The sequence below is a fragment of the Streptomyces sp. NPDC001858 genome (assembly GCF_053594615.1).
The window spans coordinates 164479-177624 of the sequence record NZ_JBSFEV010000015.1 but is presented as its reverse complement, the minus strand read 5'-3'; the positions used below and the strand labels follow the sequence as shown (position 1 = coordinate 177624).

The window sequence follows — 13146 nt, the reverse complement described above, 5'->3', positions numbered from 1 at the left end:
TCCGACTCTATCAGATCCTTTTCCGATCCGATTTCCTCGGTGCTTTCCAGGTTCCCGCTTTTGTTTCGCGGTTTCCCTTTCCGGCGGTTCCGACTTTATCAGAAGTTCTGAGTCGGTTTTCCCGGCCCCTCCCGGGACTGGTTCCGGTTGCGCATGGCGACCGGGTTCCCGTTCAGGCGGAGCCGTAAACGTACTGGAGCGGGGCTCGTCGATGCAAATCGAGGAGCCCCGCTCCAGGTTCACGCGTACGACGGGTCGTCCGTCGCTCAGACCTCCACCACGACCGGGAGGATCATCGGCCTGCGGCGATACGTGTCGGAGACCCACTTGCCCAGGGTGCGGCGGATGAGCTGCTGCAGCTGGTGGGGCTCGACCACGCCGTCCTGGGCCGAGCGTTCCAGGACCTCGGCGATCTTCGGGACGACCTCGGAGAAGACCGAGTCGTCGATGCCCGAGCCGCGAGCCTGGATGTGCGGGCCGCCGGTGATCTTGCCGGTGGACGAGTCCACGACGACGAAGACCGAGATGATGCCCTCGTCGCCCAGGATCTTCCGGTCCTTCAGGGCCGGCTCGCCGACGTCGCCGACCGAGAGGCCGTCGACGTAGACGTAGCCCGCCTGGACCTTGCCGGAGATCTTCGCCTTGCCCTCGACGAGGTCGACGACGACGCCGTCCTCGGCGATGACGATGCGGTCGTGCGGGACGCCGGTCATGGCGCCCAGTTCGGCGTTGGCGCGCAGGTGGCGCCATTCGCCGTGGACCGGCATCAGGTTCTTCGGGCGGCAGATGTTGTAGAAGTACAGGAGCTCGCCGGCCGAGGCGTGGCCGGAGACGTGGACCTTCGCGTTGCCCTTGTGGACGACGTTCGCGCCCCAGCGGGTCAGGCCGTTGATCACGCGGTAGACCGCGTTCTCGTTGCCCGGGATGAGCGACGACGCCAGGATCACCGTGTCGCCGGGGACGATGCGGATCTGGTGGTCGCGGTTGGCCATGCGGGACAGGGCCGCCATCGGTTCGCCCTGGGAGCCCGTGCAGACCAGGACCACCTCGTGGTCCGGGAGGTCGTCGAGGGTCTTGACGTCCACGACCAGGCCCGGCGGGACCTTGAGGTAGCCGAGGTCGCGGGCGATGCCCATGTTGCGGACCATCGAGCGGCCGACGAAGGCGACCCGGCGGCCGTACTCGTGCGCCGTGTCCAGGATCTGCTGGATGCGGTGGATGTGGCTGGCGAAGCTGGCCACGATGATCCGCTTGCGGGCGTTGCCGAAAACCGTGCGCAGGACGTTGGAGATGTCCCGTTCGGGCGCCACGAAACCGGGGACCTCGGCGTTCGTGGAGTCCGAGAGAAGAAGGTCGATGCCCTCCTCGCTCAGCCGTGCGAACGCGTGTAGATCTGTGAGACGGCCGTCCAGCGGGAGCTGGTCCATCTTGAAGTCGCCCGTGTGGACGACCATGCCGGCGGGGGTGCGGATGGCGACCGCGAGCGCGTCCGGGATCGAGTGGTTGACGGCGATGAACTCGCAGTCGAAGGGGCCGATGCGCTCCCGGTGTCCCTCCGCCACCTCGAGGGTGTACGGGCGGATCCGGTGCTCCTGGAGCTTGGCCTCGATGAACGCGAGGGTCAGCTTGGAGCCGATCAGCGGGATGTCCGGCTTCTCCCGGAGGAGGTAGGGGACGGCGCCGATGTGGTCCTCGTGGCCATGGGTCAGGACGATGCCCTCGATGTCGTCGAGGCGGTCCCGGATGGACGTGAAGTCCGGCAGGATCAGGTCGATTCCGGGCTGCTCCTCCTCGGGGAAGAGCACTCCGCAGTCGACGATCAGCAGGCGGCCGCCGTACTCGAAGACCGTCATGTTGCGGCCGATTTCGCCGAGGCCGCCCAGCGGGGTGACCCGGAGGCCTCCCGCGGGGAGCGGCGGCGGCGGGGCGAGTTCGGGATGCGGATGACTCAAAAGACTCTCCTCAAACACGCACGCCACGTACCGGTGGGCACGTGGCGCGCGTGACGTTCGTGCGAAAGCAGTTGTCGTTGGGGTTTGCAGGCACCGGTGGCCTGCTTATTCAGTTGTGAAGTCTGTTGTCAGAGCTGTACCCCGCCCGCGGCAAGATCGATCTTGAGCTGTTCGATCTCTTCGGACGAGCACTCGACCATGGGCGAGCGCAGCGGGCCGGCGGGCAGTCCCTGCAGGGCGAGCGCCGCCTTGGTGGTCATCACGCCCTGGGTGCGGAACATGCCGGTGTAGACCGGGAGCAGCTTCTGGTGGATCTCCGTGGCCTTCTGGACGTCGCCCGCGGTGAACGCCTCGACGAGGGCGCGCAGGTCGGGCGTGACCAGGTGGCCGACGACCGAGACGAAGCCGACCGCGCCCACGGAGAGCAGCGGCAGGTTCAGCATGTCGTCGCCGGAGTACCAGGCGAGGCCGGAGCGCGCGATGGCCCAGCTGGCGCGGCCCAGGTCGCCCTTGGCGTCCTTGTTGGCGACGATCCGGGGGTGCTCGGCGAGCCGGACCAGCGTCTCGGTGCTGATCGGGACGCCGCTGCGGCCGGGGATGTCGTAGAGCATGACGGGCAGCTCGGCGGCGTCCGCGACGGCCGTGAAGTGGCGGCGCAGGCCTTCCTGCGGGGGCTTGTTGTAGTACGGGGTGACGACCAGGAGGCCGTGTGCGCCCGTCTTCTCGGCGGCCCGGGCGAGTTCGACGCTGTGGTGGGTGTCGTTGGTGCCGACGCCGGCGACGACGTGGGCGCGGTCTCCGACGGCCTCCAGGACGGCTCGTACCAGGTCCGTCTTCTCCGCGTCGCTGGTGGTGGGTGACTCACCGGTGGTGCCGTTGACGACCAGGCCGTCGTTGCCCGCGTCCACGAGGTGGGTGGCGAGCCGCTGTGCGCCGTCGAGGTCGAGTCCGCCGTCCGCCGTGAACGGCGTGACCATGGCGGTGAGGACCCGCCCGAAGGGGGTCTGCGGAGTGGAGGTCGGAGCCATGGGTAACACGCTACTCGTTGCTCACCGTGCGGTCTGCCCTCGGGGGAGGTGACAAGTCAGGACAAAGATGGAACCCGGCACTGCCTGCTCGGGGGTTCAAGCAGTGCCGGGTCCGTTTGATCAGGCTAGATGAACTTCTCTAAATGCCGCAATACGGACACTTCGCACGGATGATCCGCACATACGTCTCCGTCGCTCTTCTCCGCTTTTTTCCCGGGCTTTTTCCGCGTTTTTCCGCTACGGGGCGACGCGGCCGTTGGCGTTGAAGGCGGCGTGCGTGAGGGGCATCAGCCGGGCCCACTCGGCCTCCATCTTCTCGCCCACCATCTCGATCTCCCGCTGCGGGAAGGAGGGGACCTTCGCCAGCTCGTGCTGGGTGCGCAGGCCGAGGAAGTGCATCAGCGAGCGGGCGTTGCAGGTGGCGTACATCGAGGAGAACAGACCGACCGGGAGGACCGCGCGGGCGACCTCGCGGGCGACGCCCTGCGCGAGCATCTGCTGGTAGGCCTCGTAGGCCCGGCGGTAGGAGTCCTCCATGGTGCGGCTGACCAGCTCCTGCTGCTCCTGGGTGCCCTCGACGAAGACGTACTTGCCCGGGCGGCCCTGCTGGACCAGCTTGCGGGACGCGTCCGGGACGTAGAAGACGGGCTGGAGCTCCCGGTAGCGGCCGGACTCCTCGTTGTAGGACCAGCCCACGCGGTGGCGCATGAACTCGCGGAAGACGAAGATCGGGGCGCTGATGAGGAACGTCATCGAGTTGTGCTCGAAGGGGCTGCCGTGCCGGTCCCGCATCAGGTAGTTGATCAGGCCCTTGGAGCGCTCCGGGTCCTTGTTCAGTTCGTCCAGGGACTGCTCCCCGACGGTCGACACACGGGCCGCGAACAGCACGTCGGTGTCCGACGCGCTGTGCTTGACCAGCTCGACGGTGACATCGCTGCGGAGATCGATCTTGAACTCGTCGTCGGGGGTGGCGGTCACGATTCGGAGGTTCCTTCCCATCACATCTGAGGTCGGCGACCACTCTACGGGGCCCGACTCCGGACCGGTCCAGGCGGGCGCGCCGAGCTCCGTCCGGCCCCCCGATGGTGGTGAGCGGGGACACAGGCGGATAGCCTCACCGGACAGCCCATGCATGGACGAGTGAGGACCAGTCGTGCCCCTGCCCTTCCTGACGGCCGACCGCGCATTCGAGGCAGCGGACGAGGTCGCTCTGCCCTTCGACGACCACGAGCGCTGGCGGCGCCCCTACCGGCCCGGGCCCTGGCGGGTCGGGATGGCCGCGGTGGCGCTGCTGCTCGCCTCGTACGTGCTGTTCGCGGCCGTCATCATCGCGTTGACCGGGTCGGCCTCCGAGGCCGGTGCGGTCTTCGTGTGCTCCCTGTTGGTGATCGGCTGCGCCCTGCGGCTGCTGCGGATGGGGGTGTGGGTGAGCGACCGCGGGCTGCGGCACGTGGGTTTCCTGTTCACGCGCACGCTGCCCTGGGAGCGCGTCGTGGCGGTGCGGACCGCGCAGCAGCCGGTGCGCTGGCTGGGCCTGCCGCGGACCGTCCAGGGGCAGGCCCTGACCGTCGTGCGGCGGGACCGGCCCGCGGGTGAGGTCGTGCCGTTGCTGACGACGCACGGGGCGGACTTCCTGGCGCGCGCCGAGGCGTTCGACCGGGCGGCGGACGCCATCGAGGCGTGGGCCGCGGAGAACCGGCGCGGCTGATCCCGCGAGCGTACGGAGGAGGGGCCGGCCCGCAGCGACTGCGGGCCGGCCCCTCCTCCGTTTCGGTTTCACGTGCGGGTCAGGCGGCTTCGATCGGCTTGCCGTCGTGGAGGCCGATCGCGCGTTGCATCGCCTTGCGGGCCCTCGGGGTGTCGCGGGCGTCGTGGTAGGCGACGGCGAGGCGGAACCAGGTGCGCCAGTCGTCGGGGGCCGCCTCGGTCTCGGCCTTGCGCAGGGCGAAGACCTCGTCGGCCGACTCGCGGTCGACGCGGCCGGCCGGGGTGCGCTTGAGGTCGTCGACGGGCAGACCGCCCTCGGCGTCGAGTTCGGCGGCGAGGGCGTTGGCCTTGCGGACGAACTGGGTGTTCTTCCACAGGAACCACACGCCGATGACCGGCAGGATCAGCACCGCCACGCCGAAGGTGACGGTCAGCAGCGTGCCGGCCTGGATGAGCAGGACGCCGCGGCTGCCGACCAGGCCGAAGTAGAAGACCAGGACGGCGGCCGTTATGGCGTAGGACAGCTTGGCGCGCATCAGCCCAGCTCCAGGAAGTTTTCCAGGCCGAAGGTGACGCCCGGGGTGGTGACCACGCGGCGCACGCCCAGCAGGATGCCCGGCATGAAACTGCTGTGGTGGAGCGAGTCGTGGCGGATGGTCAGGGTCTCGCCCTCGCCGCCCAGGAGGACCTCCTGGTGGGCCAGTAGGCCGCGCAGGCGGACGGAGTGGACCGGGATGCCGTCGACGTCCTTGCCACGCGATCCGTCCAGGGACGTCGCCGTGGCGTCCGGTGCCGGGGCCGTGCCGGCTGCCCGCCGGGCGTCGGCAATGAGCTGGGCCGTACGCGTGGCGGTGCCCGAAGGCGCGTCGACCTTGTTCGGGTGGTGGAGTTCGACGACCTCCACCGACTCGAAGTAGGGCGCGGCGATCTGCGCGAACTTCATGTTCAGGACGGCCCCGATGGAGAAGTTGGGCGCGATGAGGACGCCTGTCTCCGGGGAGGCGGACAGCCAGCCGTTCAGCTGCGCGAGGCGCTCGTCGGTCCAGCCCGTCGTACCTACGACGGCGTGGATGCCGTGGCCGACGCAGTACTCGAGGTTGGCCATCACCGAGTCCGGCGTGGTGAGTTCGACGGCGACCTGGGCGCCCGTCTCGGCCAGCGTCTCCAGCTTGTCGCCCCGGCTCAGGGCGGCGACCAGCTCCATGTCCTCGGCGGCCTCCACGGCCCGGACCGCCTCGGAACCGATCCGGCCCCTGGCACCGAGGACCGCCACGCGCAGCTTGCTCATCACTTGCTTCCTTAAAGACGCTTACCGAATAGACGCAGAGGGGCGGGGGTCAGGCGACGGCCTCGTGCAGACGCGACGCCTGCTTGTCCTTGAGCGGGCCGATGACCGACAACGACGGACGCCGTCCCAGGATGTCGCGGGCCACCGCGCGGACCTCGTCCGGGGTCACGGCAGCTATCCGGGTCAGCATGTCGTCGACCGACATCTGCTCGCCCCAGCACAGTTCGCTCTTGCCGATGCGGTTCATGAGCGCGCCGGTGTCCTCCAGGCCGAGGACGGTGGAGCCTCTGAGCTGGCCGATGGCGCGGCCGATCTCGTCGTCGGACAGGCCGTGCTCGGCGACCTGGTCGAGTTCGTCGCGGCAGATCTTCAGGACGTCGTGGACCTGGGAGGGCCGGCAGCCGGCGTAGACGCCGAAGAGACCGCAGTCGGCGAAGCCGGAGGTGTACGAGTACACGCTGTAGGCCAGACCGCGCTTCTCGCGGACCTCCTGGAACAGCCGCGAGGACATGCCGCCGCCGAGGGCCGTGTTGAGGACGCCCAGCGCCCAGCGGCGGTCGTCCGTGCGGGCCAGGCCGGGCATGCCGAGGACGACGTGCGCCTGTTCCGTCTTGCGGCCGATCAGCTCGACGCGGCCGGCGGTGCGGATCGCGCGTCGGCCGTCGCGGGGGGCGATGGGCGTGGCGTCCGGGTTCTTGAGGGCGCCCGCCTTCTCGAAGGCCGCGCGGACCATTCGGACGACCTTGTTGTGGTCGATGTTGCCGGCGGCCGCGACCACGAGGTGGGTCGGGTCGTAGTGCTTCTTGTAGAAGCGGCGGATGCGGTCGGCGGTGAGGGCGTTGACCGTGTCGACCGTGCCGAGGACCGGGCGGCCCAGGGCGGTGTCGCCGAACATGGTCTGCGCGAACAGGTCGTGGACGCAGTCGCCGGGGTCGTCCTCGGTCATGGCGATCTCTTCGAGGATCGCGCCGCGCTCGACGTTGACGTCGTCCTCGAGGATGAGCGAGCCGGTGAGCATGTCGCAGACCACGTCGATGGCGAGCGGCAGGTCGGCGTCGAGCACGCGCGCGTAGTAGCACGTGTACTCCTTCGCCGTGAAGGCGTTCATCTCGCCGCCGACGGCGTCGATCGCGGAGGAGATGTCCAGCGCGGACCTGCGGCTCGTCCCCTTGAAGAGGAGGTGCTCCAGGTAGTGGGTGGCGCCGTTCAGGGACGGCGTCTCATCGCGGGAGCCGACGTGCGCCCAGATGCCGAAGGTCGCCGAGCGGACCGAGGGAAGGGTCTCGGTGACGATCCGCAGACCGCCCGGGAGGGTGGTCTTACGGACCGTGCCGATGCCGTTCGCGCCCTTGACCAGGGTTTGGGTACGGGCAACGGCCCGCGCCTCCGAAGAGGTGCGGGCCGTCGCCTTGGGGCTGTTCGATGTCACTGGTCGCCCGCAGCGGAGCTGCCGTCGGCCGCAGCGTCCTTCTTGTCGTCGTCCCCGTCCTCGCCCTCGATCACGGGGATCAGGGAGAGCTTGCCGCGGGAGTCGATCTCGGCGATCTCGACCTGGACCTTGGCGCCCACGCCGAGGACGTCCTCGACGTTCTCCACGCGCTTGCCGCCGGCGAGCTTGCGGATCTGCGAGATGTGCAGCAGTCCGTCCTTGCCCGGGAGCAGCGACACGAACGCGCCGAACGTGGTCGTCTTGACGACCGTGCCCAGGTAGCGCTCGCCGACCTCCGGCATGGTCGGGTTGGCGATGCCGTTGATCGTGGCGCGGGCGGCCTCGGCCTGCGAGCCGACCTGGGCACCGATGTAGATGGTGCCGTCGTCCTCGATCGTGATCTCGGCGCCGGTGTCCTCCTGGATCTGGTTGATCATCTTGCCCTTCGGGCCGATGACCTCGCCGATCTTGTCCACGGGGATCTTGACGGTGATGATCCGCGGGGCGTTGGGGGACATCTCGTCCGGCGTGTCGATCGCTTCCATCATCACGTCGAGGATGTGGAGGCGGGCGTCGCGGGCCTGCTTGAGGGCCGCGGCCAGGACGGAGGCCGGGATGCCGTCCAGCTTGGTGTCGAGCTGGAGGGCGGTCACGAACTCCTTGGTGCCGGCGACCTTGAAGTCCATGTCGCCGAAGGCGTCCTCCGCACCGAGGATGTCGGTGAGGGCGACGTAGTGCGTCTCGCCGTTGATCTCCTGGGAGATCAGGCCCATGGCGATGCCGGCGACGGGGGCCTTGAGGGGCACACCGGCGTTCAGCAGCGACATGGTGGAGGCGCAGACCGAGCCCATGGACGTCGAGCCGTTGGAGCCGAGGGCCTCGGACACCTGACGGATCGCGTAGGGGAACTCCTCGCGCGTCGGCAGGACCGGCACGATGGCGCGCTCGGCGAGCGCGCCGTGGCCGATCTCGCGGCGCTTGGGGGAGCCGACGCGGCCGGTCTCGCCGACGGAGTACGGCGGGAAGTTGTAGTTGTGCATGTAGCGCTTGCGGGTCACCGGGGAGAGGGTGTCCAGCTGCTGCTCCATGCGGAGCATGTTGAGGGTGGTGACGCCCAGGATCTGGGTCTCGCCACGCTCGAACAGCGCCGAGCCGTGCACGCGCGGGATGGCCTCGACCTCGGCGGCGAGCGTACGGATGTCCGTGACGCCACGGCCGTCGATGCGCTTCTTCTCCTTGATCACGCGCTCGCGGACCAGCTGCTTGGTGAGCGAGCGGTACGCGGCGGAGATCTCCTTCTCGCGGCCTTCGAACTCCGGCAGGAGCTTCTCGGCGGCGAGCGTCTTGACGCGGTCCAGCTCGGCCTCGCGGTCCTGCTTGCCCGCGATGGTCAGCGCGGAGGCGAGCTCCGGGCGGACGGCGGCGGACAGCGCCTCCAGGATGTCGTCCTGGTAGTCGAGGAAGACCGGGAACTCGCCGGTGGGCTTGGCGGCCTTGGCGGCGAGGTCGGCCTGGGCCTTGCAGAGGACCTTGATGAAGGGCTTCGCGGCGTCCAGACCGGAGGCGACGACCTCCTCGGTCGGCGCCTCGGCGCCGCCCGCGACCAGCGTGATGGTCTTCTCGGTGGCCTCGGCCTCGACCATCATGATCGCGACGTCGCCGTCCTCCAGGACGCGACCGGCGACGACCATGTCGAAGACGGCGTCCTCGAGCTCGGTGTGCGTCGGGAACGCGACCCACTGGCCGTTGATCAGCGCGACGCGGACGCCGCCGATCGGGCCGGAGAAGGGCAGACCGGCCAGCTGCGTGGACGCGGAGGCGGCGTTGATCGCCACGACGTCGTACAGGTGGTCGGGGTTGAGCGCCATGATCGTGGCGACGACCTGGATCTCGTTGCGCAGGCCCTTCTTGAAGGACGGGCGCAGCGGGCGGTCGATGAGGCGGCAGGTGAGGATCGCGTCCTCGCTCGGCCGGCCCTCACGGCGGAAGAAGGAACCCGGGATCTTGCCGGCGGCGTACATCCGCTCCTCGACGTCCACCGTGAGGGGGAAGAAGTCGAGCTGGTCCTTGGGGTTCTTGGAGGCGGTGGTGGCCGACAGCACCATGGTGTCGTCGTCCAGATACGCCACGGCGGAGCCGGCGGCCTGCTTGGCCAGGCGGCCCGTCTCGAAGCGGATGGTGCGGGTGCCGAAGGAACCGTTGTCGATGACGGCCTCGGCGTAGTGGGTCTCGTTCTCCACTAGCGTTTTCTCCTCGTCTTCGTCCCTGGGCTGCCCGTGTGGCAGGGGGACGGTGGCGAAGAAGCGCTCCGTGCGGTGCGGGCCGGTCTTCGATCGAAGCACCCGGGGTTCTCTTTCCCGGGGGCCACTACCGAGGACCGGCGGCGGCTAGGCGCGCTTCTCCTCGTTCGGTGTGCGTGGTGACGTTTACCCGCAGCGAGTACACGTCATCACGCTGTGTCGTACCTATTGCGTTGTGCTACCACACTACAAAGCGTTGCCGACACTCCGCACGTTTCCGCGACCGCGGCAGGCGTGCGGTGGGCTTGCCAGGGGGCGTGCGGGTGCGTGCAGCCGGGTGCGTACAGCTTGCACGCAGCTGCACACGCAGCTACGTGCAGCTGCGTGCAAGCAAAAAGGAGCGGTCCCGATGGTCCCGGGAACCGCTCCCCTCACGGCGTGCTACTTGGCGCCGGCCGCACCGCGGCGGATGCCGAGGCGGTCGACCAGCGCACGGAAGCGCTGGATGTCCTTCTTGGCCAGGTACTGCAGCAGGCGGCGACGCTGACCGACCAGGATCAGCAGACCACGACGGGAGTGGTGGTCGTGCTTGTGCGTCTTGAGGTGCTCGGTCAGGTCCGAGATCCGGCGCGACAGCATGGCGACCTGGACCTCGGGGGAGCCGGTGTCGCCCTCCTTCTGGCCGAACTCGGTGATGATCTGCTTCTTCGTAGCGGCGTCGAGCGGCACGCGTACTCCTCGTAGTCTTTTCGTGGCCACCGAGTGCCCCCGGTCTGTGTCTCGGGGGAGCTTCCGTTACTCGGGAGGCGGGGTCCGCTGAGCGCGACCTCCAGGGCCTTCAGGCACTGCCTGAGGGTGTTTCCGGGGGTGCGTACACAAACGGCCAAGGGCCAGGGTAGCAGGAGGTGGCGAGCGCCTTCCCCTCAGTTCCCGATCCGCGGGGGCGGCGGGGCCTCGGCCACTAGGGTCTGTCCGGTGGATCGAGTCGCAGGAAAGCAGCGGCGACTGACCAGCCCGCGTGAGCGGGGTCTGGTGCGTGCAGCTGCAAGGCGGAGGAGGGCGTCGACGCGGAGCGTCGGCAACCGACGACAACGCGGCTGGGGGTCCCCCCTCTGGGGGAGGGCGTGCCAGACCCCGCGTCTGCGGCACGATCCGCCGGGCGGGCCCTAGGGTGAGCGCTCGGAATCGTTCGTGCAACGTAGGTCGTATGTGTGGAAGGGGTCGCTGCGGCATGACGGAGACGGAAGCGGAGATCAAGGCGCGCAAGGAGCGGGAGCGGGACGAGTTGTACGCGCTCGACATCTCCGGCGTCGAGTGGCGGTCCGCGCCGGGCACGGAGGAGCACGAGGAGCGCGTCGAGATCGCCTCGCTGCCCGAGGGGGCGGTGGCGATGCGGTCGTCGCTCGATCCGGGGACGGTGCTGCGTTACACCGAGGCGGAGTGGCGGGCCTTCGTGCTCGGCGCACGCGACGGCGAGTTCGATCTGGAGCCGACGGCGGGCGGTGGAGGGGCGGCGGCGGAGTAGCGGAGGGGTGGCGGCGGCAGCGGAGGGGTGGCGGCGGAGTAGCCGCTGACGCGGACGTCTCCTTCGTTCTCCTTCGCTTTCCTTTGTTTTCCTTCGTGCTTTGCGACGGTGTCGTGGAGTCGGGCAATGAGGCGTCGGCCTCGTCGCTCGACTCCTTTCTCTTTTTCTCCTCGTTGCACGGTGAGATCCGCGCTTCTCCCGTCGCCTGCACGGCACTTCAGACGCTATGGCCGTTTTGCGGCTCCTTCCTGGAGTACGTGACGTGGTGGACTGGTGCCCAGGGGCGGGCGGGCCTGCCGAGGCGGGCCGTCTGGTGATTAGGCTGGTACGGGGCGCGATGCCGGAAACCGTGGGGTGGGCGTCGGCGTCTCCGGGGGAGGGCCTGCATCCGACGACGTCAGACGGCCGCGAACCCACTTCGGACGACAAGTAACGGTCGCTTCGGCACGTATGAGGGTGCTCGACCACACCAGGAGGAATTGTGAGCAGCGATCGGGACGGGATGCGCGGGGGCTGGGCCACGCCCGGCGATGACCAGCCCGACGCGGAGGCCGGCGTCGAGACGACCGGTGAGTTCACCGTCGACTACGCGCCGCCGGCTTGGTACACGCAGAACGCGGGCGGTGGTTCGACTCCGGGTGCGGGTGCAGGTGTGAACGCGGGTGGGAGCGCCGGCGCGGGGGCGGGCACGGGGGCCGTGGCTCCTGGCGCGCCGCTCCCTCCGGCTGCGCCGCCGGTGCCGCCTGCGCCGGGTATGCCGGTTGCTCCCGCTGTGCCACCGGCGGTGCCGGCTGCTCCGGCGGTGCCTGTTGCTCCGCCCGCACAGGCCGTACCGGCTGCTCCTGGTGTGCCGGTTGCTCCGGCGGCAGTTCCGGGTGCTCCTGCGGTGCCGGGGACTCCTGCGGTGCCGGGGGCTCCTGTAGTTCCGGGGGCCGTCGCTGTGCCCGGTCTTCCGGTGGGCAGCGGGTTCGAGCCGCAGCCCCAGCCTCAGCCGCAGCAGTCGGAGGCGCAGTGGGGGGGCTTCGTGGACGACGAGGACGACGACTCCGACAACGGAGACCTGGAGAGCGGCGCCACCATGCGCTTCTCCGCGGCCGCGCTCAAGCAGGAGATCGCCGCGCACGCGGCCGCCGCTGCGCAGCCCGAGCCCGAGGAGCCGGCGGAGCCGAGCGCCGAGACCGTGGATTCCCCGGAGCCCGCGGAGGCCACGACCTCGCCTCCCACCGAGGACGCCGACGCCGACGGTACGGGCGGTGAAGGCGACGCCGGTCCGCAGGACGTCGTCGCCGAGGCTCCCGTGAGCGAGGAGACGGACGTTCAGGACGCGGTCCCTTCCAGCGACTTCCTGCTCGACGAGCCCTCCGACGCCATCCCTGCGCCTGCGGCTGCGGCCGAGCCGCAGGACAGCGTGCCGCAGGACGCGGTTCCCGCCGCGCAGCCCCTCTGGACTCCCCCGCCGGCCCCGCAGAGCGAACTGCCTCCGCTGCCGCCGTCGTATCAGCCCGCGGCGCCCGCACCGGCGGCACAGTGGCCGGCCCAGCCGCTGCCGCAGCCTGCCGAGGCCACGCCTGCGCCTGCGCCTGCGCCTGCGCCTGTCCAGCAGCCGCCTGTCCAGCAGCCGCCTGTGCAGCCGCAGGCGGCTCCGCCCGCGCCGGCCGGTTGGAACCCGGCGCCCCCGGCGGCACCGCAGCCCGGCTACGGCTTCCCGCAGCCCCCGGCGGCGCCCGCTCCCGCACCGGCGGCACAGCAGCCGCCCGCCCCGCAGCCGGGGTACGCCTTCCCGCAGCAGAACGCAGGTCCGACAGCACCCCCGGCCCCGGGTGCCCAACCCCACCCCGCGCCCCCGGTGCCTCAGCCCGGCGGATACGGCTTCCCGCAGCCCGGTGGCGCCCCCGTACCCACCCCGCCCGCCGCCCCCGGCGGCTACGGCTTCCCCCAACAGAACACGGATCCGGCAGCACCCCCCGCGCCGGGTGC

Annotated in this window: 11 protein-coding genes; 3 read left to right on the top strand and 8 right to left on the bottom strand. The window is 70.0% G+C overall.

The genetic code is table 11. The annotated features are described in order from the left end of the window. Positions 1-266 precede the first annotated feature (266 nt). The 3 genes from ACWCPF_RS22590 to thyX all read right to left on the bottom strand — a co-directional run bounded on the left by ACWCPF_RS22590 (position 267) and on the right by thyX (position 3958). Positions 267-1952, bottom strand: coding sequence for a ribonuclease J (locus ACWCPF_RS22590; RefSeq protein WP_351913175.1), 1686 nt, complete (start codon positions 1950-1952; stop codon positions 267-269). A 128-nt stretch (positions 1953-2080) separates the two neighbouring features. Then, positions 2081-2980: a 4-hydroxy-tetrahydrodipicolinate synthase gene (dapA, locus tag ACWCPF_RS22585; RefSeq protein WP_451046850.1), complete on the bottom strand. Its 900-nt coding sequence runs from the start codon at positions 2978-2980 to the stop codon at positions 2081-2083. Between the two features lie 237 nt (positions 2981-3217). After that, positions 3218-3958 carry an FAD-dependent thymidylate synthase gene (gene thyX / locus ACWCPF_RS22580; RefSeq protein WP_451046849.1) on the bottom strand — a complete coding sequence of 247 codons (741 nt, stop codon included), beginning with the start codon at positions 3956-3958 and terminating at the stop codon, positions 3218-3220. Between the two features lie 175 nt (positions 3959-4133). On the opposite strand from thyX, the gene ACWCPF_RS22575 reads away from it, so the two are divergent. After that, positions 4134-4688 carry a hypothetical protein gene (locus tag ACWCPF_RS22575; RefSeq protein ID WP_451046848.1) on the top strand — a complete coding sequence of 185 codons (555 nt, stop codon included), beginning with the start codon at positions 4134-4136 and terminating at the stop codon, positions 4686-4688. 79 nt (positions 4689-4767) lie between these two features. Here the strand turns inward: ACWCPF_RS22575 and ACWCPF_RS22570 are convergent, their stop codons facing one another. From ACWCPF_RS22570 to rpsO, 5 genes are all read right to left on the bottom strand, one after another. Further along, positions 4768-5223 (bottom strand): hypothetical protein, encoded by a 456-nt coding sequence (locus ACWCPF_RS22570; RefSeq protein ID WP_451046847.1) that lies wholly within the window; start codon positions 5221-5223, stop codon positions 4768-4770. Continuing rightward, entirely contained in the window at positions 5223-5975 is a 753-nt protein-coding gene (dapB, locus tag ACWCPF_RS22565; RefSeq protein WP_451046846.1) for a 4-hydroxy-tetrahydrodipicolinate reductase, read from the bottom strand. Before dapB ends, ACWCPF_RS22570 begins: the two co-directional genes overlap by 1 nt. A gap of 49 nt (positions 5976-6024) precedes the next feature. Continuing rightward, positions 6025-7404 carry a M16 family metallopeptidase gene (locus ACWCPF_RS22560; RefSeq protein ID WP_451046845.1) on the bottom strand — a complete coding sequence of 460 codons (1380 nt, stop codon included), beginning with the start codon at positions 7402-7404 and terminating at the stop codon, positions 6025-6027. Continuing rightward, positions 7401-9644 carry a polyribonucleotide nucleotidyltransferase gene (locus ACWCPF_RS22555; protein WP_451046844.1) on the bottom strand — a complete coding sequence of 748 codons (2244 nt, stop codon included), beginning with the start codon at positions 9642-9644 and terminating at the stop codon, positions 7401-7403. The genes ACWCPF_RS22560 and ACWCPF_RS22555 overlap by 4 nt, the downstream gene beginning before the upstream one ends. A gap of 441 nt (positions 9645-10085) precedes the next feature. Further along, positions 10086-10373, bottom strand: coding sequence for a 30S ribosomal protein S15 (gene rpsO / locus ACWCPF_RS22550; protein WP_003993372.1), 288 nt, complete (start codon positions 10371-10373; stop codon positions 10086-10088). A gap of 502 nt (positions 10374-10875) precedes the next feature. Between rpsO and ACWCPF_RS22545 the strand changes: the two genes are divergently transcribed. Continuing rightward, positions 10876-11169, top strand: coding sequence for a DUF397 domain-containing protein (locus tag ACWCPF_RS22545; RefSeq protein ID WP_451046843.1), 294 nt, complete (start codon positions 10876-10878; stop codon positions 11167-11169). A 481-nt stretch (positions 11170-11650) separates the two neighbouring features. Then, positions 11651-13146, top strand: a 1496-nt coding sequence (locus ACWCPF_RS22540) for an SCO5717 family growth-regulating ATPase (protein WP_451046842.1), incomplete at its 3' end; no start/stop codon positions are given.

What these genes read in the sequence shown, in the direction of transcription:
- dapB (WP_451046846.1), bottom strand. Translation starts at nt 5,975, where the DNA reads ATGAGCAAGCTGCGCGTGGCGGTCCTCGGTGCCAGGGGCCGGATCGGT.
- ACWCPF_RS22545 (WP_451046843.1), top strand. Translation starts at nt 10,876, where the DNA reads ATGACGGAGACGGAAGCGGAGATCAAGGCGCGCAAGGAGCGGGAGCGG.
- ACWCPF_RS22570 (WP_451046847.1), bottom strand. Translation starts at nt 5,223, where the DNA reads ATGCGCGCCAAGCTGTCCTACGCCATAACGGCCGCCGTCCTGGTCTTC.
- dapA (WP_451046850.1), bottom strand. Translation starts at nt 2,980, where the DNA reads ATGGCTCCGACCTCCACTCCGCAGACCCCCTTCGGGCGGGTCCTCACC.